The sequence below is a fragment of the Stagnimonas aquatica genome, from assembly GCF_003730135.1.
GTDB lineage: Bacteria > Pseudomonadota > Gammaproteobacteria > Nevskiales > Nevskiaceae > Stagnimonas > Stagnimonas aquatica.
This window is the reverse complement of sequence record NZ_RJVO01000006.1, coordinates 33,656-60,559: the sequence shown is the minus strand read 5'-3', so window position 1 is coordinate 60,559 and position 26,904 is coordinate 33,656. Positions and strand designations below refer to the sequence as shown.

The 26,904-nt window shown below is 67.4% G+C and carries 23 protein-coding genes; 13 read left to right on the top strand and 10 right to left on the bottom strand.

Annotation, left to right across the window (positions count from 1 at the left end; all coding sequences use genetic code 11):
* Window positions 1-16: 16 nt before the first annotated feature.
* A complete protein-coding gene (locus tag ED208_RS12805; protein ID WP_123212314.1) occupies window positions 17-898 on the bottom strand; it encodes an OmpA family protein in 882 nt (293 codons plus the stop codon).
* Entirely contained in the window at window positions 898-1,296 is a 399-nt protein-coding gene (locus ED208_RS12800; RefSeq protein ID WP_123212313.1) for a DUF4398 domain-containing protein, read from the bottom strand. Before ED208_RS12800 ends, ED208_RS12805 begins: the two co-directional genes overlap by 1 nt.
* Before the next feature lie 432 nt (window positions 1,297-1,728).
* Here ED208_RS12800 and ED208_RS12795 point away from each other — a divergent pair, with 432 nt between their 5' ends.
* From ED208_RS12795 to ED208_RS12760, 9 genes are all read left to right on the top strand, one after another.
* On the top strand, window positions 1,729-2,514 hold the full coding sequence (locus ED208_RS12795; protein ID WP_123212312.1) for a DUF1295 domain-containing protein: 786 nt from the start codon (window positions 1,729-1,731) through the stop codon (window positions 2,512-2,514).
* Window positions 2,515-2,575: 61 nt separating this feature from the next.
* Window positions 2,576-3,619 (top strand): SAM-dependent methyltransferase, encoded by a 1,044-nt coding sequence (locus ED208_RS12790; RefSeq protein WP_123212311.1) that lies wholly within the window; start codon window positions 2,576-2,578, stop codon window positions 3,617-3,619.
* 158 nt (window positions 3,620-3,777) lie between these two features.
* Window positions 3,778-4,557, top strand: a complete 780-nt coding sequence (locus tag ED208_RS12785) for a ferredoxin--NADP reductase (RefSeq protein WP_123212310.1) — start codon at window positions 3,778-3,780, stop codon at window positions 4,555-4,557.
* Window positions 4,557-5,603: an MBL fold metallo-hydrolase gene (locus tag ED208_RS12780; RefSeq protein ID WP_123212309.1), complete on the top strand. Its 1,047-nt coding sequence runs from the start codon at window positions 4,557-4,559 to the stop codon at window positions 5,601-5,603. The genes ED208_RS12785 and ED208_RS12780 overlap by 1 nt, the downstream gene beginning before the upstream one ends.
* Window positions 5,600-6,346 carry a hypothetical protein gene (locus ED208_RS17360; protein WP_158608545.1) on the top strand — a complete coding sequence of 249 codons (747 nt, stop codon included), beginning with the start codon at window positions 5,600-5,602 and terminating at the stop codon, window positions 6,344-6,346. The genes ED208_RS12780 and ED208_RS17360 overlap by 4 nt, the downstream gene beginning before the upstream one ends.
* A 10-nt stretch (window positions 6,347-6,356) precedes the next feature.
* The gene (locus ED208_RS12775) at window positions 6,357-7,673 is read left to right on the top strand and encodes a thioredoxin family protein (protein ID WP_158608544.1); all 1,317 of its coding nucleotides are present in this window, start codon (window positions 6,357-6,359) and stop codon (window positions 7,671-7,673) included.
* A gap of 44 nt (window positions 7,674-7,717) precedes the next feature.
* Window positions 7,718-8,587, top strand: coding sequence for a formyltetrahydrofolate deformylase (purU, locus tag ED208_RS12770; RefSeq protein ID WP_123212307.1), 870 nt, complete (start codon window positions 7,718-7,720; stop codon window positions 8,585-8,587).
* 109 nt (window positions 8,588-8,696) lie between these two features.
* A complete protein-coding gene (locus ED208_RS12765; RefSeq protein WP_123212306.1) occupies window positions 8,697-9,812 on the top strand; it encodes a DUF2855 family protein in 1,116 nt (371 codons plus the stop codon).
* Window positions 9,813-9,874: 62 nt separating this feature from the next.
* Complete coding sequence (locus ED208_RS12760) at window positions 9,875-12,292, top strand: serine/threonine-protein kinase (protein WP_123212305.1); 2,418 nt, start codon at window positions 9,875-9,877, stop codon at window positions 12,290-12,292.
* 261 nt (window positions 12,293-12,553) lie between these two features.
* On the opposite strand, the gene ED208_RS12755 is transcribed toward ED208_RS12760, so the two are convergent.
* Entirely contained in the window at window positions 12,554-13,120 is a 567-nt protein-coding gene (locus ED208_RS12755; RefSeq protein WP_123212304.1) for an ECF-type sigma factor, read from the bottom strand.
* A gap of 79 nt (window positions 13,121-13,199) precedes the next feature.
* On the opposite strand from ED208_RS12755, the gene ED208_RS12750 reads away from it, so the two are divergent.
* The 3 genes from ED208_RS12750 to ED208_RS12740 all read left to right on the top strand — a co-directional run bounded on the left by ED208_RS12750 (window position 13,200) and on the right by ED208_RS12740 (window position 19,192).
* Entirely contained in the window at window positions 13,200-14,084 is an 885-nt protein-coding gene (locus ED208_RS12750) for a hypothetical protein (RefSeq protein ID WP_148044758.1), read from the top strand.
* A gap of 55 nt (window positions 14,085-14,139) precedes the next feature.
* Window positions 14,140-15,099, top strand: a complete 960-nt coding sequence (locus tag ED208_RS12745; RefSeq protein WP_123212302.1) for a vWA domain-containing protein — start codon at window positions 14,140-14,142, stop codon at window positions 15,097-15,099.
* A 310-nt stretch (window positions 15,100-15,409) separates the two neighbouring features.
* Entirely contained in the window at window positions 15,410-19,192 is a 3,783-nt protein-coding gene (locus tag ED208_RS12740; RefSeq protein WP_123212301.1) for a YadA-like family protein, read from the top strand.
* 3 nt (window positions 19,193-19,195) lie between these two features.
* Here ED208_RS12740 and ED208_RS12735 read toward each other — a convergent pair whose 3' ends face one another.
* Together ED208_RS12735 and ED208_RS12730 are read right to left on the bottom strand one after the other, a co-directional pair.
* Window positions 19,196-19,621 carry a GNAT family N-acetyltransferase gene (locus ED208_RS12735; RefSeq protein ID WP_123212300.1) on the bottom strand — a complete coding sequence of 142 codons (426 nt, stop codon included), beginning with the start codon at window positions 19,619-19,621 and terminating at the stop codon, window positions 19,196-19,198.
* The gene (locus ED208_RS12730) at window positions 19,621-21,273 is read right to left on the bottom strand and encodes an AMP-binding protein (protein ID WP_233575067.1); all 1,653 of its coding nucleotides are present in this window, start codon (window positions 21,271-21,273) and stop codon (window positions 19,621-19,623) included. Before ED208_RS12730 ends, ED208_RS12735 begins: the two co-directional genes overlap by 1 nt.
* A gap of 140 nt (window positions 21,274-21,413) precedes the next feature.
* Here ED208_RS12730 and ED208_RS12725 point away from each other — a divergent pair, with 140 nt between their 5' ends.
* The gene (locus ED208_RS12725; RefSeq protein ID WP_123212299.1) at window positions 21,414-22,616 is read left to right on the top strand and encodes an SMP-30/gluconolactonase/LRE family protein; all 1,203 of its coding nucleotides are present in this window, start codon (window positions 21,414-21,416) and stop codon (window positions 22,614-22,616) included.
* 398 nt (window positions 22,617-23,014) lie between these two features.
* Here the strand turns inward: ED208_RS12725 and ED208_RS12720 are convergent, their stop codons facing one another.
* The 5 genes from ED208_RS12720 to ED208_RS12700 all read right to left on the bottom strand — a co-directional run bounded on the left by ED208_RS12720 (window position 23,015) and on the right by ED208_RS12700 (window position 26,902).
* Window positions 23,015-23,836 carry a DNA adenine methylase gene (locus ED208_RS12720; RefSeq protein WP_123212298.1) on the bottom strand — a complete coding sequence of 274 codons (822 nt, stop codon included), beginning with the start codon at window positions 23,834-23,836 and terminating at the stop codon, window positions 23,015-23,017.
* Between the two features lie 153 nt (window positions 23,837-23,989).
* Window positions 23,990-24,544: a phage baseplate protein gene (locus tag ED208_RS12715; protein WP_123212297.1), complete on the bottom strand. Its 555-nt coding sequence runs from the start codon at window positions 24,542-24,544 to the stop codon at window positions 23,990-23,992.
* A gap of 4 nt (window positions 24,545-24,548) precedes the next feature.
* Window positions 24,549-25,085 carry a YmfQ family protein gene (locus ED208_RS12710; RefSeq protein ID WP_123212296.1) on the bottom strand — a complete coding sequence of 179 codons (537 nt, stop codon included), beginning with the start codon at window positions 25,083-25,085 and terminating at the stop codon, window positions 24,549-24,551.
* Window positions 25,082-26,134, bottom strand: a complete 1,053-nt coding sequence (locus ED208_RS12705; protein WP_123212295.1) for a baseplate J/gp47 family protein — start codon at window positions 26,132-26,134, stop codon at window positions 25,082-25,084. Before ED208_RS12705 ends, ED208_RS12710 begins: the two co-directional genes overlap by 4 nt.
* Entirely contained in the window at window positions 26,135-26,902 is a 768-nt protein-coding gene (locus tag ED208_RS12700; protein ID WP_123212294.1) for a hypothetical protein, read from the bottom strand.
* Between the last annotated feature and the right edge of the window lie 2 nt (window positions 26,903-26,904).

The window sequence follows — 26,904 nt, the reverse complement described above, 5'->3', positions numbered from 1 at the left end:
TTTTGCCTGCGCAGGCTTAGCGGCTCAGGACGTTCGAGATCACGATCTCGACCCGCCGGTTCTGCTGCCGGCCGGCGGCGGTGGCGTTGTCCGCCACCGGCAGCGACTCGCCCTTGCCGACCGCGCTGACCCGGTTGGCGGCGACACCCTGCGAGAGCAGATAGGCGCGCACCGCCTCGGCCCGTTGCTGCGACAGCCGCTGGTTGGTCGCCTCGCTGCCGGTGCTGTCGGTGTGGCCCTCAATCACCACCGTGCGGTCCGGGTACTTGCCCAGAAAGGCCACCAGCTTGTTGAGGCGCTCCGCCGAACCGGCCTTGAGGTCGGCCTTGCCGGTAGCGAACAGCACGTCGCCGAGCGTCATCACCAGACCGCGGTCGGTCTGCTTGGCCTGCAGGTCTTCCATCTGCCGGCGCAGTTCCTCGGCCTCGGCCTTGGCGGCCTCCGCCTCGCTGCGGGCGGCCAGTGCCGCCTGCTGCTGGGCCTGGGCGATGGCGATGGCTTGCTCGGCCTGCGACTTCGCCGCTTCCGCCTCGGCGGTTCGGGCGTCCAGGCGGATGGCATTGCGCTGGTCCGACAGCGTCCGTACCTGATCCTCGGCCAGACGCTTCTCGGCCTGGGCACGGGCGATGGCCACCTTGCGCTCGGCGACGTAGACCGCCTGGCTGCCGGCGGCGGTGTCGGCGGTCGGGGTCTCGGCCTGGCGCACCGCCGACTCCGCCTCCTGCAATGCCACCGGGGCACGGCTGGCGTAGTCCGGATTGGTCTGCAGGGCGGTGAGTTCGGCGCGCACCTGATCGGCGCCTTCGGGCTTGACCGGGTTGGCACCACAGGCGGCCAGCAGCAGGGCGGCGGCGGCCAGCGGCGCGGTGCGGAACGACAGTTTGCGGTAGTGGTTCATTAGGGATTGCCTCCGGTGTTGCGGTTGAGTTCCTGGCGCAGGGTCTCGTTGCTCTTGATGATTTCCTGATTCACCGCCTTGGCCTTGGCGGCGGCGGTCTTGGCGGCGGCCAGTTCGGCATCCAGGCGGGCCTGTTCGGCCAGCACTGCGGCGCCCGCCATGTCCTCGCGGGCAACGGCTTCGCGTGCCTGCACCAGCTTCTCGCGGGCGCTCTTCAGCTCCGGTGAGGCGTAGTCGCTGACGCCGGTCTCCTGGGCGATGCCGACCGCCCGTTCGGCCGCGTTGAGGGCGTCGGTCGGTGGTGGAGGCGTCGAGGCACAGGCGGATAACGTCAAGACAGCAGCGGCGCCAAGCGCCGCGAAGCTGCCAGAAAACCTGGGGATTGAATTGTTCTTCATGGGCACTCCTGATTGGGTTGGATGAAGCCAAGCCATCACAGCAAGAGGCCGCTGAATGCTGGGTTAACCAGGAATCTGGATCAGTTTATTGCGTGATATGGAGCACGCTTTTAGTCGTGGAAAGATGATTTTTCCGGGATTTAATGAATAGTTGCGAAATATTGCCTCATCCGATCAATGTCTCGATGGCGTCGGCGGCCATCAACGTCCGGCTTTGGCCAAAGACCGGCTTCCGTTGCGGCCCGGGGCGCAGTCGGTCGGCATCGCCGTCTGCTGAACGGCAATGCCTGGCCCGGGTCGGTTCTTGGCGGCTGTTGTTCCGGCACGCATCCGGCGGCGGCACTGCGCCGTAAGCGCTGGGGACAGCCAGACCCCCGTGTACTCTCGCTGTGGTTCTTGGCCGCCCCGTGCGGCACAACGGAGCGTCATCGCGTGTCCCCCATCGAAGCTTTTCTGACTTCCGTGATCCTGGTGGTCCTGGCCAAGACCCTGGCCTGGCTGCTGCAAGTCCGCTCCGGCAACGCCGGTGTGGTCGATGCCATCTGGGCCTTCAGCCTGGGCGGTCTGGCGGTGTTCTATGCCCTGGTCGGGAGCGCGCCGGCGGAAACCCGCCTGGTGCTCGCGGTGCTGGGCGGGCTCTGGGGTCTGCGCCTGGGCAGTCACCTCTGGAGTCGCACCTGGGGTCATGTCGAGGACTGGCGGTATGCCCAGTTCCGCGCCCAGTGGGGTGCGCAGGTCAACCTCAAGATGTTCGGCTTCTTCCAGTTCCAGAACCTGTTCACGCTGGCCTTGTCGGCCAGCGCGTTCCTGACGGTCGCCTACCGGCCCGACGATGCACCCAACTGGGCGCAGGTGCTGGCGGTGCTGATCTGGGTCACGGCCGTGCTCGGGGAAACCCTGGCCGACAACCAGATGGAGGAGTTCCGTCGCCATCCCCACAACAAGGGCCAGGTCTGCGACCAGGGACTCTGGTACTACTCGCGCCATCCCAATTATTTCTTCGAATGCCTGCACTGGCTGGCCTATGTGCCGCTGGCGCTGGGCAGTCCCTGGGGCTGGCTCAGCTGCGCCGCGCCGCTGGTGATGGCGGGTTTGCTGATGAAGCTGTCCGGCATCCCCATGCTCGAAGAGGGACTGCTGCGCCGCAAGCCCGGCTATGCCGACTACGTGGCGCGCACCAGTGCCCTGATTCCCTGGCCGCCGAAGCGCCGCAGCTAGCCCGCACGCGGCCGATTCTTACGTTTTCCGCCCACCTCACCTGGCAATACCCAAGAGCCCCATGGATGTCATTGATCTTTGCGAAAAGGGCCTGATTCCCGACGCGCTGACCCGCTACGGCATGCGGCAGCTCATCAAGACCCGGCTGATCGACGAGGCCAACCTCGACGGCGAGGAGCGCTCGCGGCGCTTCAACGGCTTTCTCGACGAACTGCGCGCCTCTCCCATCGCCATCGAGACCAAGGCGGCCAACCAGCAGCACTACGAAGTGCCGGCGGAGTTCTTCCACCTGCACCTGGGGCCGCAGCTGAAGTACTCCTGCTGCCTGTATCCGACCGGGCGGGAGACTCTGGCCGAGGCCGAGCAGAAGATGCTGGAGCTGTATGCCGAGCGCGCCCAGCTGAAGGACGGCCTGCGCATCCTCGACCTGGGCTGCGGCTGGGGCTCGCTCTCCACCTGGCTGGCGCAGCGCTATCCCAACAGCCAGATCGTCGGGCTGTCGAATTCCCACGGGCAGCGTCAGTTCATCGAGAACCGCGCCCGTGAGCGCGGCCTGCACAACCTGCGTATCCACACCGGCAATGTTGCCGAGTTCGACTTCAGTGCCGAGCAGCTGGCGGGCGGCTTCGACCGCGTCCTCAGCATCGAGATGTTCGAGCACATGAAGAATTACGGCCTGCTGCTGGCGAAGATCGCCCGCTGGATGAAGCCGGATGCGAAGTTGTTCGTGCACATCTTCGTGCACAAGCTGCTGGCCTATCACTTCGAGGACAAGGAGCAGGCCGACTGGATGACGCGCTACTTCTTCCTCGGCGGCACCATGCCCAGCGAGAACCTGCTGCTCAACTTCCAGGATGAGGTCAAGCTCGACCGCCAGTGGTGGGTCGATGGCCGCCACTACGAGAAGACCAGCAATCACTGGCTGGCCGGCATGGACGCCCGCAAGGACGAGATCATGGCGATCTTCCGCCAGGGCTATGGCGAGGCCGAGGCGGCGATCTGGTTCCAGCGCTGGCGCATGTTCTACATGGCGGTGGCCGAGTTCTTCGGCTACGCCCGGGGCAATGAATGGGGCGTCGGCCACTACCTGTTCAGCAAGCGCTAGCGGCGGCAGACCGGGCAGGGCGGGTCGGATGCCGGCGGTCTAGTCCATGCGCAGGATGCTGCGCTGCGACAGGATTCCTATCGTTATGCACCCCCAAGCGGCGCGAACGATGGTAAGGTTCGCGCCGATTTTTTGTCCGAATCTGCCGGTAAAACACGATGGCCGCCGCCTTCCGCACCGAACGTATCCTCAAGGTCCACCACTGGAACGATTCGCTGTTCACCATCACCACCACCCGTGATCCGGGGTTGCGCTTCGAGAACGGCCAGTTCGTGATGATTGGTTTGGAGGTCAATGGCAAGCCGCTGCTGCGGGCTTACTCCATCGCCAGCCCCAACTACGAGGATCGGCTGGAGTTCTTCAGCATCAAGGTGCAGAACGGCCCGCTCACTTCGCGCCTGCAGCACGTCAAGGAAGGCGACAACCTGTTGGTGGGTGTCAAGCCGACCGGCACGCTGGTGCTGCACGACCTCAAGCCGGCCAAGCACCTCTACCTGCTGTCCACCGGCACCGGCCTCGCGCCCTTCCTTTCCACCATCCGCGATCCCGAGACCTACGAGCGCTTCGAGAAGGTGGTGCTGATCCACGGCGTTCGCATGGTCAACGACCTGGCCTACAAGGACTTCATCGAGAACGAGCTGCCCAAGGACGAGGCTCTGGGCGAACTGGTGCGCAACCAGCTCATCTACTACCCGACGGTGACCCGCGAGCCGTTCCGTAACCACGGCCGCCTCACCGAGCTGCTCGACAGCGACAAGCTCACCGCCGACATCGGCCTGCCGCCGCTCAACCCGGAAACCGACCGCGCGATGATCTGCGGCAGCCCGGGCATGCTCGAAGACAGCCGCCAGCTGCTCGACCGGCGCGGCTTTGTGGTTTCCCCGCACATCGGCACGCCCGGCGACTACGTGATCGAGCGCGCCTTCGTCGAGAAGTGATGCGGCGGGGCGCCGTCGCGCTGGCAACCGCCCTGTTGCTGGCCGCCTGCGCCCTGGCCGGGGCCTATCAGGGCCCGGTCAGCGACCACTTCGACGGTCGCCTTTTTCACAACGCCCAGCCCTTCGACAAGGGCGTACTCGATCTGCTGCGCTTTGCCTTGACCCGCGAGCCCGGCGAATGGCGGCGTGACCTTGGCTTGCCGCCGGGGCCCAAGCCGCTGCCCTGGGCCGGGCAGGGCGCCCTGCGGGTCACCGTGGTCAATCACGCCAGCGTGCTGATCCAGTTCGACGGTCAGAACCTGCTCACCGACCCGATCTGGAGCGAGCGTGCCAGCCCGCTGTCCTGGGCCGGGCCGCGTCGCTACGTGCCGCCGGGGCTGCGCTTCGAGGACCTGCCGCGCATCGACGTGGTGTTGATCAGCCACAACCACTACGACCATCTCGATCTTCCCACCCTGCAGCGGCTGCAGACCGCGCACGATCCGCTATTCATCGTCGGCCTCGGCGAGGCCGGGACCCTGCGTGCTGCCGGACTGGAGCGCATCGTCGAGCTGGACTGGTGGCAGTCGCACACGCTAGCCAATGGCCGCAAGATCTGGGGCGCGCCTTCGGTGCACTGGACCGGGCGCGGCCTCGGTGATCGCAACCGCAGCCTCTGGCTGTCCTATGTGGTGGAGACCGCCGGCGGTCCGGTGTATTTCGCCGGCGATACCGGATACGGCCCGCAGTTCCGGCAGGTGGCCGAGCGTTTCGGGCCGATGCGTCTGGCGCTGCTGCCGATCGGCGCCTACAAGCCGCGCTGGCTCACCGCCTACCAGCACCTGGATCCCGCCGAGGCGCTGCGCGCCGCTGGCGACTTGCGCGCCGCCGCTGCGCTGGCGATCCATTTCGGCACCTTCGAGCTGGCCGACGACGGCCAGCAGGAGGCGCCGGAGACCCTGCGCCGCCTGCGCCAGGAGGCTGGTTTGCCAGAACGGGCTTTCGATATACCCCTGTTCGGCAGCGGCTATGATTTCGCTCCCCTGTCTTTGCCGAGCGATGTATGAGCCGTCTGCTATTTGTCCTTTTGGCGCTCGCGTTTGCCGGCCGTCTTCAGGCCTCGGCGCAGGACCAGCCCTTCTACGGGTATGCCTACGACCTCGATTCCGGCAAGTATCTCTACACCGAGGTGCAGGACCCGGTCTTCGAGGCGGGCAAACAGGTGGGCAGCCGGGTTCGCTACGTCGCCGCGGATGGCTCGCTGCTGGGCACCAAGTCGCTGGATCTCCGCCCCGACTGCTATGTGCCGGTGTTTCGCACCGAGCTGGTCAAGCAGGGCTACGTCGAGGCCATCACCGCCAGCACCGCCGATGGCATACAGATGTACCGGAAGTCCGGCACCGAAAAGCGCAAGACCATCGCCAAGGAGGGCCTGATGGTTGCCGACGCTGGCTTTCACTGCCTGCTGCAGAACAAGCTGCCGGCGTTGATCGCCGGCGAGGCGATCAACTTCCGCATCGCCGTGGCAGGCGAGCTCGATGCGTTCCGCTTCCAGGCCCGCAAGCTCAATGAAGACAGCTTCGAGGGACGCCGGGTGGTGCGGCTGCTGATCCAGCCCGACTCGCTGCTGCGCTACATCGCGCCAGAGTTGCAGCTGCTCTACGATCCGGAAACCCGCGATCTCAAGGAGTTTCGCGGCATCTCCAACGTCCGCGATCCGGACACCGGCAAGTCCTACATGGTGCGGATCGCCTACTACCAAACGCCGCCGCCGGACGCGCCCAAGAACCTGCCGCCGCTGCCGCGTTGAGGAGCTGCCCGTGAATCCATGTTCGCGCATCGTCGCCAGCCTGTGCTTGCTCTGCTTGTCGCTGCCGGCGCTGGCCGCCGAGAGCGGCGATTTCGAGGCGGCGCTGAAGCAGGCCGAGACCCGCAACCAGCCGCTGCTGCTCGATTTCCACGCGCCCTGGTGCTACTCCTGCTACTACATGAAGAAGAACGTGCTCAACGGCCCGGAATGGGCCAAGGTCGAGCGCGACAGCGTGGTGCTGGAAGTGGATGCCGACGCGCCCGAAGGAGCGGCGCTGAAGGAGCGGTTCCAGGTCAAGGCCCTGCCCAGCTACGTAGTGCTCAACAGCCAGGGTGATGAGATCGGCCGCATCAGCGCCGAGCGCACCCGCTGGCAGTTCTATACCGAGCTGTCCGCGATCACCGCCCGCAACACTTCGCTGATGGTCCTGCGCGGCCGCGCCGAGCGCGGCGGCCAGGCCGGGATCGAGGCCGGGCGGGAAGTGCTGGCCTCCTATCTGGCGCGCCGCGATCATGCCGGCGGCCTGGCCTGGTTCGCGGCGCTGCCGGAGCCGGTGCGGCTGGCGGCCGGCAAGGACGTCGCCGTCCGTCGCTCCCTGGCCCGCCTGGAGTTGCTGAAGGCCGCCGCCGACAAACAGCCGCAGGCCTGTCTTGCGGCGCTGGACCAAGCCACCGAGGCGGGGCTGGACTGCGAAAGTCCCTACGATCTCGACACCGCTCTGCAGTGCACCGAGGGCCAGCCCAAGGCCGACTTGCAGGCGGCGCTGGCGCCGCTGCGCAAGCCCTACGACCGCCTGCTCGCCGAGCGCGTGCTCGGCAGCAAGCCGGGCTGCGCCGATGTCCGCACCGCAGTGTTCGTGGCCGCCGACTACTACCACGCGCTGGGTGACAGCAAGGCCGAGAGTGCGGTGATGAACACCGCGATCCGCAAGCTGGAGTCGCGGGTGTTCAGCAATCCCAAGGCCGACCGCAACGCCGCCGACAACCTGCGGGTGTTCTACGAGGCCAACGGCAACGACGACAAGCTCGACGCGCTGCTGCTGAAGCTGATCGCCGCCTACCCCGAGGACTACGTCTACGCCAACCGCTACGCCCGACTGTTGTCCAAGCGCGGCCAGCACCAGAAGGCGCTGCCGTACTACGAGCAGGCCGCGACCCTGGCCTACGGGCTCAACCGCCTGAAGAATGCCGAGGGCCAGGCCAAGTCGCTGATCGCCTTGCATCGCGAGGACGAGGCCCGGCGCGTGGTGGCCGAAGCGCTGAAGGCCAACGGCCCCTGGTTCCCGGACGACGCCGCCCGGCTCAAGAAACTCGTCACCGCTTCCTGAATCCTTCTCTGGAGGCCGACGCCCTTGTCCGGCGCGGCCCGCTCATGACCACCTCACCCGAAACCACCGCCCGCCTGCAGGTCACCTGCCCGGACAAACCCGGCATCGTCGCCGCCGTCACCAACTTCCTCTACCACCACGGCGTCAACATCACCGAGCTGGACCAGCACTCCAGCGACGCCTATGGCGGCAAATTCTTCCTGCGCCTGGAGTTTCAGACCCCGACCCTGGATGTCACTGGCGAAGCCCTGGTGCGCGCCTTCGGCGAAGTGGTGGCACGGCCCTACCAGATGGACTGGCGGATCAGCTTCGCGGCGCTCAAGCCGCGCATGGCGGTACTGGTCAGCAAGCACGACCACGCGCTGATGGAGCTGCTGTGGCGCTATTCGCGCGGCGAGCTCAGGGTGGACATTCCGGTGGTGATCTCCAACCACCCCGACCTGCGTGAGGCCGTGGAGGGCTTCGGCGTGCGCTACGAGCACGTCGCCATCGACGCCAGCAATCACGCCGCCGCCGAGGCGCGGATGCAGGAGCTGCTGCAAGGGCAGGCCGACTTTCTGGTGCTGGCGCGCTACATGCGCATCCTCTCGCCGGAGTTCGTGGCGCGCTGGCCGATGAAGATCATCAACATCCACCACTCCTTCCTGCCCGCCTTCGCCGGCGCCGACCCCTACCAGCAGGCCGACGACCGCGGCGTCAAACTCATCGGCGCCACCGCCCATTACGTCACCGCCGAGCTGGACCAGGGACCGATCATCGAGCAGGACGTCGGTCGCGTCAGCCACCGCCACAGCGTGCCCGACCTGCGCCGCCTGGGCCGCGATCTCGAACGCCAGGTGCTGGCGCGCGCGGTGCGCTGGCACGTCGAGGAGCGGGTGATCGTGCACGGCAACAAGACGGTGGTGTTCGCCTGAGCCGGGCGCGGCGAGCTGACCGTAATTCCTGCGATCCCCCGTTCGAGGCATTCCGGGCGCGCCAGAACTGAATTAGGCTTCAGGTTCTCAATGGACTGAGCCATTTTCGATGAGCTCTGCGGTACCCCAGCTGGCCCCCGCCGCCGCCTACGACTTCGAGGTCGCGCGCCACAAACTCAACGACTGCCGTTTCCTGCCTGCCGCAGACCCCTTGGGCGTGCCCCTGCAGGCGGACGAAGTGCAGTTGCGCATCGACAAGTTCGCCTTCACCGCCAACAACATCAGCTACGCGGTGTTCGGCGAGGCGATGTCCTATTGGCAGTTTTTCCCGGCTGCCGAGGGCTGGGGCCGGATCCCGGTCTGGGGCTTCGCCGACGTGATCGCCTCCCGGCATCCGCAGGTGCGCGAGGGCGAGCGCCTGTTCGGTTACCTGCCGATGTCCACCCATCTGCGCCTGCTCGCCGGCAAGGTCAGCGAGCGCAGCATTCAGGATGTTTCGCCTTTGCGTGCCAAGCTGGCCCCGGTCTACAGCAGCCTCAGCCGGGTGCTGCGCGACCCCGGCTATTTCCCCGCCCGTGAGAGCGAGCAGGCCTTGCTGCGGCCGCTGTTCATGACCGCTTTCCTGATCGACGATTTTCTCGACGAGCAGGCGGCTTTTGGCGCCGAGCAACTGCTGCTGTCCAGCGCCTCCAGCAAGACCGCCCTGGGCCTGGCCTCGCTGCTGCGCCGCCGCCGTCGTGGCGAGGTGATTGGCCTGACCTCGGCCGCCAATGTCGGGTTTTGCCAGCGCAGTGGCTACTACGACCGGGTGCTGGCCTACGAGCAGTTGCCGGCCTTGGGGGGCGGCCGCCCGACCGTGTTCATCGACATGGCCGGCGACGGCGGCCTGTTGCGCGCTGTGCATGCACAGTTTGGCGAGCGCCTGCGCTATAGCTGCATGGTGGGTGGTACCCACTGGCGGCAGCGCGAGACCCAGCATCAGTTGCCTTGGCCGCGACCGGAGTTCTTCTTCGCGCCCACGCAACTGCGCAAGCGCCAGAAGGATTGGGGCGCCGTCGGTCTGGAAGAGCGCTACGCCCAGGCCTGGCGGCCGTTCCTGCTGTCGGTGGGGGCCTGGATGCGGGTGGTGCAGCGGCAGGGGGTGGCGGCGGTGGAGAAGACCTATCGCGAGGTGCTCGATGGCCACGCTCCGCCGGAGGTGGGCTACATCCTGTCCCTGACTTAGCCGCCCAGGGGGCGCTCCGGCGAGGACTGGCGGTTGGCACGAGGGGCTGCTGCAATGGCGGCATGAACCCGTCCCAATCCGTATCACGCTCCGCCGAGCTGTCTGCTCAGCAATGGTCGCTACTGGAACAAAGGCTGGATCTGTTGCTGGGTCTGCCCGAGGCCGAGCGCGGTCCCTGGCTGGACAGCCATTGTCCTGAACCGGAGTTTCGCCGCGAGCTGGAGTCCTGGCTGGCCGCCGAGCAGCAGAGCCGCGACTTTCTCGCCGCGACGGCAGTCCCGCAATTGCAGGCTGGCGAGGCGGTTGGAAGCTGGCGGGTGCTGGAGCTGATCGGGCGCGGGGGCTCCGGCGAGGTCTATCGCGTGGAGCGGGCCGACGGCGCCTACGAGCAGCAGGCGGCACTGAAGTTGCTATCGCGCCCGGAGGAGCCGGAGGAACTCCGCCGCTTCGCCGCCGAACGCCGGCTGCTGGCTCGCCTGGAGCATCCCGACATTGCCCGTCTGCTGGACGGCGGCGCGCACCGTGGCCGGCTCTATGCGGTGCTGGAATTGGTGCAAGGCGAGCGCCTCGACCAATACGTCCGGCCGATGGGGCTGGATCAGCGCCTGCGCCTGTTCCAGCGGATTTGCGTGGCGGTGGCGCACGCGCATCGGCACCTGGTGGTGCATCGCGACCTCAAGCCGGCCAATGTCCTGGTCTCGGCGGACGGTCGCCCCAAGCTGCTGGATTTCGGGATCGCCAAGGTGCTCGGCGGCGAGCAGGCCGAGCCGCTGACCACCGGCTTGCGGCTGACCCCGGACTATTGCGCACCCGAGCAGTTGCGCGGCGGGCTGGTGACGCCGGCCACCGATGTGTTCGCGCTGGGAGTGATGCTCTTTCAACTGCTCAGCGACCAGCTGCCCTGGAGTCTCAGCGGGCAGGGCCTGCAGCGCGCGCTGGATCGACTGGCCAGCGACGATCTGGAGCCGCCCAGCCGCTTGCTGACCGGCGCCGCTGCGCGACGGCTGCGCGGCGATCTCGACGCCATCGTCCTCAAGTGCCTGCGACGCGAGCCTGGCCAGCGCTATGCCAGCGCAGAAGCCCTGGCGGAAGACCTGCAACGCCATCTCGATGGCCGGCCAGTGCTGGCGCGCGGCGATGCGCCCGGCTATCTGCTGGGGCGCCTGCTGCGTCGCTACCGACTCGGTTTCTCTCTGGCGGCCCTGGGCCTGGTCGTGGTGCTGGCTGCGGCGGCCGGCATGGCGGTGATGGCGCGGCGGGCGGCGCTGGAGCGCGACATCGCGCGCGAGGAGGCCGAACGCAGCGCCGCCGTCAAGGACTACTTGCTCACCCTGTTCCGGGTCGCTGGCGAAACACCGGGTGGCGAGACGCTGACGCCGAAGCAATTGCTCGACAAGGGTGCGGAGCGTCTTCAACGGTATTTGCAGACCAATCCCGAGGCTTCCGCCGATACCTTGCTGGCGCTGGCCGAGTTGTACTTCCGGCTCAACGACTACACCGGTGCCGCGCCGCTGTTCGAGCAATTGCTCCGGCGTGATCCGCCGGCCGCGCCGGCGACCATCGCCAAGGTTCAGCTCGATCTTGCCCAGTGCTACCTGCGCATGAGTCGTTACCCCGAGGCACGTGTCGCGCTCGATGCCGCCCAGGACTACTGGGCGCGCGATCCGCTGCGGTATCGCAATCTGCTGCTGGAATCGCGCAGTCCGCAGGCGCAACTGGAGCGCGCCGAGGGGCACCCCCAGCAGAGCATCGTCACCTTGCAGGCGGCGGTTGCCGAGCGCATCGCCGTTTCTGGCGAGGCGCATCCCGAAAGCGGCACCTTGCTCAATGATCTCGCGGTGGCCCATTTCCAGGCCAACCAGTTGCCCGAGGCCCGCGAGCAGCTTCAGCGCGCCTGGCGGGTCTGGGAGCAGCTCAAGGCGACCGAAAGCGTCGATGCCCTCAACACCCTGAACAACTGGGCCGCCGTCGAAGTCCGCGAGCAGCGCCTTGCCGAGGCGGAGGCGCTGTACCGCCGTGCCCTGACAGTGCGGCGGACGCTGTTTGGCCCCTCGGCGGCCCTGGCGGCGCTGCTGAACAATCTGGGCAAGTTGCAGCTCCGCCTGGGGCAGGCCGAGCAGGCGTTGCCGCTATTGGAAGAGGCAGTGGCCCTGGCCCGGCAGTACGCCGGCGAAAACAGCCTCAACGCCCTGGCGGCGATGGCTGGATTGGGCGAGGCCCAGGCGGTGATGGGGCAGGCCGAAGCGGCGCGCGGCACGCTGGCCGAACTCGAAAAGCGCACGCACGAGCAATTTGGTGATTCGCATCTGCTGATGGCAATCACGCATCTGGCTCAAGCCCGACGGTTGCAGGCGGCCGGGCAGTCGCGCGGCGCGCTCCGGCGTCTGGACGCCGCCGATCAGGTGCTGGCCGGCGCCGGCCAGCAGGCCGCCACCTACCAGGAGCAGGTCAACGCCCTGCGAAGGCAAGTTCAGCCTTAGGGCGAATCGGCACTCATTGCATCGCTGCGGCCGAGGCTGTTTTGGCGCAGCGCGAGGAAGCGAGTCTGCGCAATACGTCGGTATTGAAGGACTTGCTGACGTGGCGATGCGCCAAAACAGTCCGGCCCAGAAGGCTTGCGGCCAAAACCGCGCATTGCATCGTTGCGAGACTTGCCCAGGTTCCAACCTGCGCGGCGTCTCGCGCCTCGCACTGCGCGGTTTTGACTCGCAACGCAGCGATGCAATGAGTGCCGATTCGCCCTAGCTCCCGAGGCTGTCGCTCAGTTCCCGGTACAACCAGGCCCGCGCCTTCACCCAATCTCGTTGCACGGTGGCGATGCCCACGCCCAGCGCCTCCGCCGCTTCGGGCTCGGTGTAGCCGGCAAAGTAGCGGCACTCGACGGTCCGGGCGAGACGGGGACTGAACTTGGCGAGCCGCTGTAGCGCCTCATCAATCGCAAGCACCTGATCGTCAGGCGCCTCGGCGGCGACCTGCTCGGCTGCTTCCAGTGGCAGCGTGGCTTCGCCCTGATTGCGCCGTCCGGTCAGCCGCGCACGGGCGTCGTCGACCAGTACCTGGCGCATCGCCAGCGCCGCCGCGCGCAGAAAGTGCCGGCGGTCGTTCCAGGCCGGGGTGGTGTGCAGCTTGAGGTAGGCCTCGTGGATGAGCGCCGTGGTCTGCAAAGTCTCCGAGCCACGGCCGACGCCGTGGCGCAGGCGCCGGGCCAGACGCTTGAGGTCGGCGTAGAACAAGGGCGCGAGCTGCGCCGCTGCGGCTTGCAGCGGCGCTTCGTCGAATTCGGCCTGAAGCGGATCCTCGGTGCTCATGAGGGGATTTTGCTGGCGATCTCGTTCTTGTGTTGTGACGGCGCTATCAAGCTCGCCGACCACCTTGGGAGTGATGTTCATGAACCGCAACCTCAATGCACTGGTATTCGGCCTGGCGGTCTTCGCTGCGCCGATGGCACTGGCGGCTGGCAGCGCGCAGATCGAAAGCGGCTTGGGCAGTGACCGCGCCCGCGCCGGGCTCGAATTCGATGGCGCTCGGCTGCGCATGCAGGCTTCGACGGGCGCCGCTGCCGGCCAAGGCTACCTGATCTTCCGTGACGGCAAGGCCTACACCGTGGGCGACATGGATGGCCAGCCCTTCGTCATGGAGATGGGCGCGATGATGAAGATGGCCGGGCAGATGGCCGCCCAGGGTGCGCCGCGCGATGGTCTCGATGACGTCGCGGCCTATCACGGCCTGAGCGCCACCGGCCGCAGCGAAACGGTGGCCGGCCTGCGTGGCGAGGTCTATCGGCTCGACTACACCACCCGCAGCGGTGATCGGCAGTCCAAGGAGATGGTGTTGACCGCCAACACCACGGCCCGTGAGATGACCGAGGCCCTGAGTGCCTTCGGCACTGCGATGCAGGCGGCGGCCGGAATCGTCGAACCGGAGGGCAGCTTGCAGTTGCAGGCCGAGTTCCAGCGTCGCGGTCTTGGTCTGCTGAGAGTCGGTGACGAATTCCGGGTGTTGAGCCTGAGTACCAGCAAGCCTGCGGCCGCTCGCTTCGAGTTGCCGGCGGAGCCGATGCAGATGCCGGCCGGCTTGTCTGGTCTTGGCGCCCTCGGCGGTGCTGGCGGCGCGGCCTCCGGCAACCCTCTGGGCGGCGTCTTCGGCCAGAAGGTCGAGCGCCAGCAGGACCGCGTGCAGGGGCGCGCCGAGGCGGAGGTCGATTCCGCCACTGATCGCGCGGTCGACAAAGTGCTCGACAAGGCTTTCGGCAAGCTCTTCGGCGGCGACTGAGCCGCAGCATGCGGCGTGACCGCCGTTTCCGTCTTGCTTCCTCCGGATTCTTCCCATGACCCGTTCCATCTCCGGGCTGCTGGCTTCGGCGCTGCTGGCCTTCCCCCTGTTTTCGGCCGCTACGGATGGCGGTTCCTCGATCCTAGTCCTCGACGCCTCCGGGTCGATGTGGGGACAGATCGGGGGCAGGCCCAAGGTGGAGATCGCGCGGCAGGCGGTGGCGACCATGCTCAAGACCTGGCCGGCGGGCCAGTCGCTTGGCCTGATTGCCTACGGCCATCGGCGCAAGGGGGATTGTGCCGACATCGAACTGATCCAGTCGCCGCAGCCGATGAATGCTGCCGTCTTTCTGCAGCGCGTCGATGGCCTTCAGGTCAAGGGCATGACGCCGATCACCGCCAGCGTGCGGCTGGCCGCCGAGCAGTTGAAGTCCACCGAGCGCAAGGCGACGGTGATTCTGGTCAGCGATGGCGAGGAGACCTGCAAGGCCGACCCCTGTGCGCTCGGCAAGGAGTTGGAGGCCTCGGGCGTGGACTTCACCGCCCATGTGATCGGCTTCGACCTGCCGGAAGGCCCGGCCCGTCAGCAGTTGCAGTGTCTCGCCAGCAGCACTGGCGGCCAGTTCCTGGAGGCCCGCAATGCCGGCGAGCTCAACCGCGCCCTAGAAGCCGTGTCCGCCGGCAAGCCGGTGGCGGTGAAGACGGCCGAGCAATGGATCCCCGGCCATGCGCTGGAATGGTCGACGGGCGAACAGATTGACGGCGTCAGCGCCGAGAGCGGCGCCCGGGTCATCGAATTCGCCGTCGACCGGACTGCCCAGGACTGCCAGGCGCAGTGCCTGGCCGACACGAGTTGCGCGGGTTGGCACTACGAGCCGACCGGCAGTTTCTTCATCGACTATCCGCGCTGTCACTTGCAGGGGTACGGCGCGCCAATGACCCTGCGTCCCGAGGGCGAAGGCTGGGTCGCGGGCGTGAAGGCCGGCGTGAAGCTGATCCGCGTACCCACGGACTAAGCGACGACATGCCCGAGGCGAGGCCTGTACGGCGCCAGGCTCTGCCGATTCGCTGGGCACTCAGCTCCCGGGGGATGGCCGCCGAAGCGACCTCGGCACCGCTCTGTAAACCGGAGTCGCCATCGATGGGGCTCGAACACGCCGGGAATACCGAATGGAGAGCCGACCTGGCCCTCGGCGAAATGTGAGCGACCACACAACCGAGAGTGATCGGTCTGAGGGGATCGCGACAGCGATCCCGTTCTGAATAGGGAGGGTGTGCGGGCGGAAAGGCCGCGTGCACACCTGCCTGTTCAGAACGGAGATCACGATGACCCTCGAAATTCCCGCTGTTTCCCTGCGCAAGACCGCGCTTGCCCTGGCTGCCGCGAGCCTGTTTCACCTGGGCGCCGCCCATGCGGGCACGGTTTGCGACGCCTCGTTCGAAGACGGCGGGCAGAGTTTTGGCAGCACCGCGACCGGTGCCGGCGCGTTTGCCTGCGGCGTGAGCAATCGTGCCAGTGGTCAGGACGCGGTCGCGGTCGGTATCGACAACAACGTGTCCGCCACCGGGGCGGTCGGTCTCGGCAACGGCAATCGGGCGGGAGAAATCCGTGCGGTCGCAGTCGGCAACGGCAACACCGCAAACGGCTTTCAAGGCGTCGCGGTCGGCACCGGCAACAGCGCGGCGGGTCAGAACAGTGCGGCGCTCGGGCGCGGCAATGTGGCTCGCAGCATCAACAGTCTCGCCGCTGGTTTCGGAAACGAGGCGCAAGGCCTCAACGCCAGCGCGGTGGGCGCGAGCAACCTCGCCGACGGCCGGGATGCGGTGGCTTTCGGTGTGGCCAACGGCGCCCGCGGCGAGCGCTCGCTGGCCATCGGTCGCGGCAACCAGACGCAGAGCGACGACAGCATTGCCATCGGCTCGGGAAACATCCTCGGCGTCAGCGAGTTTGCCGGCGCGCCGATGATCGCCATCGGGGTCGATAATCAGATCGAGAATGCAGGCACGGCGATTGGCATCGGCAACGTCGTGAACTCCGCCGACGTCTTCGGCAGCTTCAATACCGTCAGCCGTTTCAATTCGGTGTTTGGTTCGCACAACACCGTGACTTCGGACGAGGACTCGCTGACCTTCGGCTGGGGTAATCGGGTCGACAGCGAAAACGGCACGATCCTCGGTGTCGGCAACCTGGCGCTCGCCGACGGGGTGCGGATCACCGGCATCGGCAACCAGGTCCATGTCCGCGAGGGCGAGGCGATTGGTCACGAGATCACGCTGGCGAGCACCGCCACGCGGGCCCACGGCATCGGCAGCGGCATCTTCATCACCGGCGAATTCGCCACTGCCATCGGCTACCAGTTGCAGGTCGATGGCGCGCAGTCGGTGGCGCTGGGCCATTTCGCCCGGGTGCTGGGCAGCACCAGTAGTGGCGCCGCGTCCTCGCTGGTCATTGGCGCCGGCACCGGTGCGGTGATCGGCAGCGAAGGTGGTTCGGGGGCGCAGGAGGCCATCGCCATCGGCAGCGGCACTCTGGTGGCCGACGGCGCCAACGGTGCGGTTGCCATCGGGGCTGACGCCAGCGGCCTGCAGGCCGATACGGTTGCCATCGGACGTGACGCTACGGCGGCGCGCAGCTACGGCGTCGCCGTGGGTTCCGGCGCGAATGCCGCGCAGCAGAACAGCGCAGCTCTCGGCGGCTTTGCACGCGCCACCGGCAGCGACTCCACCGCCCTCGGCTTCGGTGCCGAGGCGAGTGGCATTTCCAGCAGCGCGATTGGCGCCGTGGCACAGGCCACGGGCACCGCTTCGGTCGCGGTCGGCCGCCTCAGTGTGGCCAGCGGCGCCTCCGCCACCGCCAGCGGCTTCAGCAGCGCAGCGTTGGGTACGGCGAGCGCGGCTTACGGGCGTCAGGCGGCGGCCGTGGGCGACCACAGCACCGCGCTCGGTGCCAATGCCCAGGTGCTGGGCAACAGCTCCACCGCCGTTGGCCAGGCCAGCACGGCCAACGGGCAGGAGGCGACGGCGCTAGGCCGCGCCAGTCAGGCGATTGGCAACGCCAGCCTTGCTCTCGGGGCGAGCAGCGTTGCCCGCGAGCAGGACAGCAGCGCCGTCGGCTTTGCCAGCTTCGCGGGCGGACAGGCCAGCGCGGCCTTCGGCACGCTTGCCAGCGCCGGCCTGCGATTCAGCACCGCGCTGGGCGCCTACAGCCGCGCCGACGGCGAGCTGGCAACGGCGGTCGGCGCCGAGGCGGTCGCCGCCGGGGCCGGCAGCATCGCCCTGGGGCAGGCGAGCCGGGCCTCCTCCGCGCGCAGTGTGGCCTTGGGCGCGGGCGCGATTGCGGACGAGCAGGATGCGCTGGCGATGGGCGCCGGGAGCCGCGCCAATCAGGCTGGCAGCGTAGCGCTTGGCAACGACAGCGAGGCCGGCGGCTCCCGTTCGCTGGCCTTGGGCACCTCGGCGGCGGCACTGGGCAGCCACAGCCTGGCCCAGGGCAGTGGCGCGACCGCCGTCGCGGAAGGCTCGATGGCCAGCGGCAACGGCGCTGCGGTGCTGGCTGGCGCGGACTACGGTATCGCCATCGGTGGCGCCGACGATCTCGACGAGCCGCTCGACATTGATGGCGATGGCGAAACCGACCAGGTGCTGGCGATCTCCGCCGCAAGGGTCGGCAACGACGCCGCGCGCAGCATCGCCATCGGTTACCAGGCCCGTGTTGCCGACGGCGTGCAGAACGCGGTGGCACTGGGCTTCGGTGCACTGGCGACCGAGTCCAACACCTTCTCCATCGGCTCCGACAAGCTGCAGCGCCGGCTGGTCAACGTCGCCGCCGGCGAAAGCGCGACCGACGCCGTCAATCTGTCGCAGTTGGAGGCGGCGATTGCCGGCGTTGGCGGTGCCATCGACCTGAGCCCGATCCGGAACCGACTGGGCGCGCTGGAGACTGGCTTTGGCGGCCTTCAGACCAGCGTCTCGGGCTTCGGCCTGCGACTCGACGGTGCCGAGGCGGCGCTGGCCGATCACGGCGGACGCCTGGGCGGTGCAGAAACCGCGCTCGCCCAGCTCAGCAGCAACGACGTCTTGCAGGATCAGCGTCTGAGCGCCCTGGAGGCGGGTGGTGGCGGCGGTGGCGGCAACGTCGACCAGGAGATTCTGGAGCTGCGCCAGCGCGCCACCAATACCGAGACCAATGTCGCCGCACTCAACGCCGCCGCCGTGGTGCAGGACAGCCGCATCAGCACCGCCGAGAGCGAGATCGACGCGCTACAGACTGGCCAGGCCGAGCAGGGCGCCCGTCTCGATGCGGTCGAGCAGGGCATGGAGGGCCTGGCCGCCGCTCAGCAGGAACTCGAGCGCGTGGTGGGTATGGGCAATGTCGAGGTGGCCGACGGCGCCAGCGATGCCGTCGCCCTGGGCGAGGGCGCCAGCACCGCCGGCAGCAACACGGTGACGCTCGGCAGCGGCGCGCAGACGCAGTCGGACGGTGCGGTCGCCATCGGCAACAACTCGGTGGCCATGCAGAGCAATTCGGTGGCCATCGGCAACAACGCGGTGGCGCGCAGTTCGGTGGCGGTGGGCACCGGTGCGCAGGCGACCGGCACCAACACCACGGCCCTGGGCGACAACGCCGTGGCCAGCGGCAACTTCGCGGTCGCCATTGGCAACAACGCGGTGGCCAGCGGCGACAACAGTGTCGCGCTGGGCAATGGCAGTGTCGCCGAGGAGGCGAACACCGTGAGTGTCGGCAGCAGCACCCAGAGCCGGCGTATCACCCGGGTGGCGCGCGGCATTCGCGCCGACGACGCGGCGACCGTTGGCCAGCTCAACGAGGGCATTGGCAGTCTGCGTGGCGATCTCAGCAAGGCCGCCAAGCTGGCCTACAGCGGCACCGCCATCGCCATGGCGACGATGCCGAGTCCGGTGGTGCTCAAGCCGGGGCAGTTCGCCATCACTGGCGGCGTGGCGGGGTATCGCGGTGAAGGGGCGCTGGGCTTCAATCTGTCGCGCCTCGCGGACGACGGCCGCAGCGCCATCAACCTGGGTGTCGGCATCGCTGACGAGGAGGCGAGTGCGGTGCGCGCCAGTTACACGTTGATCCTGGGCGGCAACTGAGGCTCAGAGAGCCTTGCCGAAACAACGCTGGGATTTCAGCTCGGCGTAGCCCTGACGGCGGTAGAAGGCGTGCGCGAGGGTGCGCTCCAGACGGGAGCGCACCCGCAGCTCGCCCAAGCCACGCTCGCGCGCCCAGTGCTCCGCCTGCGCCACCAGCGCCGCGCCGATGCCCTGGCTGCGTCTTTGGGCAGTGACCACCAGACCGGTGATCTCGGCATGTGGCGGTGATTCCAGTTGGTGGTTGATGCGGGCGTTCATCCAGCCCAACACCTCGCCATCCTCTTCCGCCAGCCAGAGCGTCTGGTCGGCCTGCCGCAGCAGCGCGAACAGGCGCTCGCGCAGGGGTGCGACCTCCTCGGAGTAGCCGAATTCGCCCGACAGCCGCGCCAGCGCCGGCGCATCGTCCGGGCCGGCGGGGCGCAGGTGCATTAGGCTTCCCAGGCGACCTTGCTGCGGGTCTCGCCTTCCTTGCGGATGAGATCGCAGTAACGCTGCTCGACCTGCGGACGCTTGACCTTCATGGTCGGGGTCATCAGGCCGTTGTCGATGGTCCAGGGCTCCTTGACCACCACGATCTTGGCGATGGCCTCGTGTGGCTCCAGGTTGGCATTGACCGCTTCCATGTCGGCGATCAGCGCCGCCTCGATTTCGGCACGCGGCTTCAGGCGGCCGGCGTCATTGAGGCTGACCAGCATGATCGGCTGCTTCAGCTCGCTGCCGACGAAGCAGAGCTGGTCGATGTCGGTATTGCGCGCCAGCGCGCCCTCGATGGGGGCCGGGGCGACATACTTGCCCTTCATGGTCTTGAAGATGTCCTTCACGCGACCGGTGATGTAGAGATAGCCCTCGGCATCCAGGCGGCCACGGTCGCCGGTACGCAGGTAGCCGTCCTCGGTGAAGGTTTCCTTGGTCTTCTCGGGCTCCTTGTAGTAGCCCAGCATCACGCCCGGATGCTTGTAGAGGATCTCGCCGTCGCCGCTGATCTTGGTATTGGCGCCCGGCATCTCGCGGCCCACCGAGCCGATGCGGTTGGCCTGCGGGAGGTTGGCGCTGGCGTAGATGCTGTTCTCGGTCATGCCGTAGCCCTGCAAGACCTGGATGCCGAGCTTGTCAAACCATTGCAGCAGCGGCGTCGGCATCGGTGCCGCGCCGGAGAAGATCAGCGAGGCGCGGTCCAGACCGACGGCTTTCTTGATCTTCTTCTTCACCAGCCCGCCGATCACCGGCAGGCGCAGCAGCTTGTCGAGCTTCTCCTGCGGCATCTTGCGCAGGATGCCGGCCTGGATGCGGGTGTAGACCAGGGGCACGCCGAAGAAGCGGGTCGGACGCACGTAGGCGAGCTGTTCGGGCAGCTTTTCCAGGTGTTCCAGGAAGTAGATCTTGGCGCCCAGGTACAGGCTGGACAGCTCCACCGCGCCGCGCTCGAACATGTGGGCGAGGGGCAGGTAGGAGAAGAAGATTTCTTCCTTCTTCGGCGGCATCGCCTTGAGCAGGCCGTTGATGGTGAACTCGGCGTTGCGCCAGCTCAGCATCACGCCCTTGGGGTAGCCGGTGGTGCCGGAGGTGTAGACCAGGGTCATCAGCTCGTCCGGTCCCGGCGGGGTCGGCTGGTCCAGGCGGCCGTGCTGCTCGATCAGCGCGTTCCAGTCCTGCTGGCACTTCGGCGCGTCGGGGTAGGGAAAGCCGATGGTCAGCAGGTCCGCCGGCAGCGCGTCCATGAACTCCTGGGCGTCGATCATCGGGCCGACGAACACCGCCTTGGCTTCGCAGTGCTTGAGGATGTACTGCAAGTGTTCGGTGGACTGCTTGGGGTAGAGGCCGACGCTGACGCAGCCGACCGCGCTGATCGCCAGATCGGCCATCACCCAGTGCGCGGTGTTGCGGCCGCCGATGCCGATTGCCGCGCCCTTGGGAATACCCAGCGCCTTGATCGCCGAGGCCATGCGCAACACCTGATCGGCCACCTGGGCGTAGCTGTAGGCGCCCCATTCGCTGTTGATGCTCTGGTACAGCCAGGGCGCGTCCGGCGTCTCGGTGGCGCGGGCCAGCAGGCGTTCGATCGGGGTTTGTGCAGCCAGCATTGAGTTCTCCAGGGAACTTATTGATTGAATGCGTTTTACCGCATGTTATCGCATGAGCCGCCGCTTGCCGCGCGGCTATGATTCCGGACCCTGCGCGGCCGGTCGGTCGTGCCGGCGCGCGTCGAACAAGGGGGGAGAGAATGCTGAAACGTATCGCCCAGCTACTGGGCCTGGTGGTGGTCCTGCCCGTGCTGGCCTACCTGCTGCTCTGGCCGACGCCGATTGCGCCGCAGGCCTGGACCCCGCCCAAGGCCCCTGCCGCCGACGGTGTCTTTGCCCCCAATGATCGCCTCAAGGCCGTGCAACGCCTGGGCCTGGGTGCCGGTCTGGGGCCGGAAGGCATCGCCGTCGACGCTGAGGGCCGCCTCTACGCCGGCTATCTGGACGGCCGCATCGTCACCTTCTCGGCCAACGGCGCCAGCTATCAGGAGCTGGCCACGGTCGAGGGTGGCCGGCCGCTGGGGATCAGCCTGGCCCCCGGCGGCGGGCTGGTGATCGCCGATGCCCATCGTGGCCTGCTCGGTCTGGCGCCGGCCCAGCCGCTCAAGACCCTGCTCACCGAAGCCGGCGGCGCGCCCCTGGTGTTTGCCGACGACGTCGATCTGGCACCGAAGAGCGGCAAGCTCTATCTGAGCGATGTCGCCATCTACCCCTACGCCCAGATGATGTACGAGGTCTTGGAGCATCGCGGCACCGGCCGCTTGATCGAGTACGACCCGGCCAGTGGTGCCTCGCGCGTGCTGCTCGGCGGCCTGCAATTCGCCAACGGCGTGGCGGTGGGGCCGGACGAGGCCTATGTGCTGGTCAACGAGACCAGCGCCTACCGCATCACCCGCTACTGGCTCAAGGGCGAGAAGGCCGGCACCAGCGAGGTGTTCATCGACAACCTGCCGGGTCTGCCCGACAACCTCAGTTTCAACGGCCGCGACCGCTTCTGGGTGGCGCTCTACTCGCCGCGCGACCCGCTGCTGGACGCCATCCTGCCCGGCCCGGCCTGGATCAAGAAGCTGCTCTCGCGCCTGCCGCCCAAGCTGCTCGCGCCACCGCCGCGCAAGGCCTGGGTGCTGGGGCTGGATATCGACGGCAAGGTGATCGCCAACCTTCAGTACGAGGGCAAGGACGCTTATGCGCCGATCACCAGCGTTGAGGAGTCCGGCCCCTGGCTGTACTTCGGCTCGCTGAGCGCCGAGGGCCTGGCGCGGCTGCCCTTGCAGTCGGTGTTCCCGGATGCGCCGCCGCCGCCACTGGGCTGGGAGCGGACGCCGGCCAAGCCGCATCACTTCGTGCCGCCCAAGTTGGGGTATGCGCCGCCGGAGGAGGAGGGGCAGGGGGCTGGACGGTAGCCTGCTGGGAAGGGGCTTCCTCGCTTTGTGATTCGGTATCCCTCTGCCTTGTGGGGGGGTGTAGCGGAGTGCTTGGTCTTCGCCTTGGTTTGCTGGTGTGCGGTGCTGGTGGTTCGCGCGTTCGCGCTCTGCTGGCTGTGCAGGGCTTGATAGCTTTTTTTCGCCTATTGGCGACTCACTTTTCTTTGCTCCTGCAAAGAAAAGTAAGCAAAAGAAAGCAGGCCCCTGCGTAGCGGTCCGCTTTGCGGACTGCCCTGCGATGCTCGGCCCAAAGGGGCCGCTCGCGAACTCGGCGCCCTATAGGCGCCTCAGTGTAGCGCGACATTTGGTTTGAGGCGTTTTGACGCATAGTTTGATGCGGCGATTTCCGGCGGCGTCGGCGCAGGCTATCGAATAGCTCAGCCATAGAGCCCGATCTGCTGCTGCAGTGGCTTCGGCGCTGGCCAGCCGCCGCGCCAGTTGCCGATCACCAGTTCCTTGGCAGCCTGGCTGCCCTCCCCGCCGCCGCCCACCGTGTAAGTGATGTCCACCTGGCGCATGGGGAAGTCCTGGAACACCTCCCGGATCGCGGGGTGGTCGTTGATCGAGACGATCATGGTGCCGGCCATCGTGCGCATCCGGCGCGCCATCTCCAGGTAGTGCTCGAAGCCAAAATCGACGCCGTACCCCTCCGTCTGCCAATAGGGCGGGTCGCAGTAGAACAGGGAATGCGGGCGGTCGTAGCGGTCCAGGCAGCCGGTCCAGGGTAGGTTCTCGATGTAGGCCGGGGACAGCCGCAGATGGGCTGCGCTCAGCTCCTCCTCGATGCGCAGCAGGTTCAGTCGCGGCGGGCTTGTGGTGGCGTAGCCGAAGCTCTGGCCGTCGACGCGGCCGCCGAAGGCATTGCGCTGGAGGTAGTAGAACCGGGCCGCTCGCTGGATATCGGTCAGAGTTTCGGGGGCCTTGGCTTGCTCCCACTCGAAGACCTTGCGGCTGGTGAGCGCCCACTTGAACTGGCGCACGAACTCCTCGAGGTGGTGCTGGATCACTCGGTAGAGGTTCACCAGCTCGCCGTTGATGTCGTTGATGACCTCGACGTCGCTGGGTGGCTTGAGGAAGAACAGCGCGGCCGCGCCGCAGAACGGCTCGACGTAGCAGGTGTGATCTGGAAACAGCGGCAGGATGAAGGGGGCCAGGCGGCGCTTGCCGCCGATCCACGGAATGATGGGTGCTGCGGGCATCGTAGGTCTCGAAAGTCCAACAACTGTTAGGCTTTCCTCGCCGTGTGCACGGTGGGGAAGCCCTGGGCTTGCCTACGGCGTTGCTTGCCGTGGATGAGCGGCCCGTACTGTGTTAGCGCACGGTGCGGGTCGCTTCCTCTTAAATCGTCTGGCTCAGTCCGTGCGCCTCCACATCCGCACGACCCGGTAGGGCTGCAGGTTGTTGTGAGGCTGGCCACCGCCGACAGCGCCGACTTCCTGAGGCGTGCCCTGCCCAGGCAGGGAAAGATCATCACCAGTTCCAGCCAGGCCGGTCTGGCCTCCGGTCGGGTGACCATGATTCGGCATTTCATCCACCGTCAGGGTGTGGGTCTTGGCACCGCCCTGCTTCCCCACGACGTTGAACTCCGTCTGCGCCGCGTCGAGGCCGACCAGCACACGGCCAGCGACCTCCACCCAGGTCTGCCAGGTGTAGACCACGGCTGGGGAGTCCTCGGCCTCGGACAGCCGATAGGAGCCGACCGGGTAGATCAGATCCACCATCGCGCAGAACAACTGATTGGGGTCAGCGCTAGGCGTGCGGCCGGACGCCTCAATGGGAAAGAGCAGGCTCTCCTGGACGTCGTTGAACCAGTTGGCGACGAAGAAAGTCGCCTTCTGGCTAGTACCGGGAACGGCATCCTGGAATCGGTTTCCAGGTGCAGTGTAAGGGGCTGATATGCGACGCATGGGGTCAGACTCCGTAAGCGATTTCGAGGACGGTGTGCGCCGGCTTGGCTCGATTAAGCAGGCATTCGAGCTGCTCGTTTCCGTAGCTTTGCAGCGCGTCGTTGCAGTTGCCGTTGCAGGTCGCGTTGATAAGGGCAACCTCGGTAGGGGTCTCGAAGCGCCAGGTGTGCAGTGCTGGGTAGCTGATTGCCCCTGTGTAGCCGTAGGCCGCAGCGAGCCCCAGGAAATAGTCCTCGGAGGCGCCGCCGGTCGCGACCAGGCGCGAGACCACGGCGGCGCGGCGTTGCTCGATGGAGCCCCCATCCGCCAGGCAGCCATCGGGAAGGCCGACGGTGCTCTCCCACTCCACCAGCAGATCGGCGGTGGTGCGCGGATCGGCCTCGACCGGCAGGCGGTCGATGTCGCCCTGGACGCGCGCCAGGGCGTCGCCGCAGGCCTGCAGGACGTTTCGGAACAGCGGGCTCCCCAACAGGCCCGCCCAGAGCTGGCCACGTGGCAACAGCGCGGCGAGCTGGGCAGCGAAGGCGTTCGCGGTACTCATACCCAGGTGATCTCCCCGAGCGTGAGCAGCTCGCCGACGTCGGCGCTGGGGGCGGCCACCGGTGAGGTCATCTCGAAGTCGTCTAGGCCGGCCGAGCCGATGGTGACGATCAGCCGATTGAGCGACAGCCCGCCCTCCGGCACTGGCTCGCGCAGTAGCAGCTCCTGCAGCGCCGCTTCGACCGCCGCGCGCGTCTCGGCGGTGTCCGGAGTGATCGACAGCGTGAGGTCAATCGGCGCCGCTGTCGGCGCGACCACCTCGACGTCGGCGGTCACCGGCTTGAGCGCGTCGATATAGGCCTGCGCCGCCGTCACATCGCCGCCAGCCGCCAGCTCTGCGCCGGTGTAGGCGTCGTTGGCCACGTACAGGCGCACGGTGCCCGGGCCGTCGTAGAGCGGGAACACCCAGGCCCGGGTGATCGCCGGCACCTCCAACGCCCAGTTGAGGTAGTCGGCGGCGTTGCCGCCGTGACCCGGCGCCTGGATGCGCGCCAGCAGCCTGGCGCGCAGGCCATCGTCGCTTTCGAGATTGGCGCCACCCGCGAGGCCGTCGGCATCGACGGTGGCGGTGCTGGCCAGCCCGGTTGGCGTGTTGACCCAGGTCAGCACGGCGCCGGCCGGCTGATTGCCGAGGCTACCCACCTCGACCGCCGTGAGTTGCAGGACGGCGGCACCGGCCACCGTCGAGACATCGACGTCCACGCTGTAGACCGCGCCCGCTGCGCTCTGCAGCCGGGTGCCGGCCGGGATCAGCACGCCGCTGGCCCCGGTCGCCGTCGCCGTGCCGCTGGCGCCGGTGGGCTGCTTGCGGGTGACGCCCCAGATGCTCGCCCAGCCCTCCAGATCGATGCCGGTGGCGGTGTACGGAACCGACTGGCTGGCGCGTGCGGAAAGCGCGCCGTAGACCCCGTGGACGGCGCCGGCTAGAGCGGTGGCCAGCGCGCCGAGGATGGAGCGGCGCACGCCGGGCGTGCTGCCGGCGACGCGGGTCTCGACGTCGCTGCGGACGCCGGCGACCAGGTCGCTAAGTGAGGGGCGAGAGAGCGCCATTCAGAACACCGTGATTCCACGCTGCTTCATGCGCGCGCGGGTCTCCAGATAGAGCTGCTGCAGCCCGTCGGCATCGAGCGCAGCCGGGACGATGACGAAGGCGGCTACAGCCGGTCCGGTGAGATAGTTGGCCTGCTGGTAGGTGTTATTGCCGACACTGACCAATCCGCCCGTTCTCACCGTTTTCACACCATCGCGCCGAACCGGAGAGTGCCCACCGACGAACGCAATTCGATGATCGGCGGACTCGGAGATCGCGATAAAAATCCAGTCCCCGTCCGCGACATCAGCGTCGAGAGCAACAGAGTCGGTCGTGGCGATCCCGCGCGTCAAAAAGCGAATTGAACGCTCTGTTGGCGTATCAAAAATTGCCATACCACCGAGCCCGGCGGTGTCGGTCGAGCTGACCGCATACATTTTGGACACCGCCGCCTCAGCCGGCTGTGTGTAACGAAACACCCCGCCGACAGTCCAGTTGTTGCTGTCGGTGATGCCTGCCGGCGACAGTCCGTGTGTCGCTCCGCTCGCGATGGTCATGTAGTTCGCGGCGTAAGTCGGCAGCGTTATTCCGGTTCCCGACGCGGTTAGCGCCTGCGCGTTGACGAGCCCGGTCAGGCTCCCGTCGTCGCCACCGAACTCCCACTGATCGTAGACGGCCGCGTTCGCGCGGAGCCCCGGCACGGCGAGCGGCGACGCATCGGCCTCGGCGATCTTCGATGCACCGGGGAAATCGACACCGAACGGGAGGCGGAAAAAGTTGCTCTGCATCG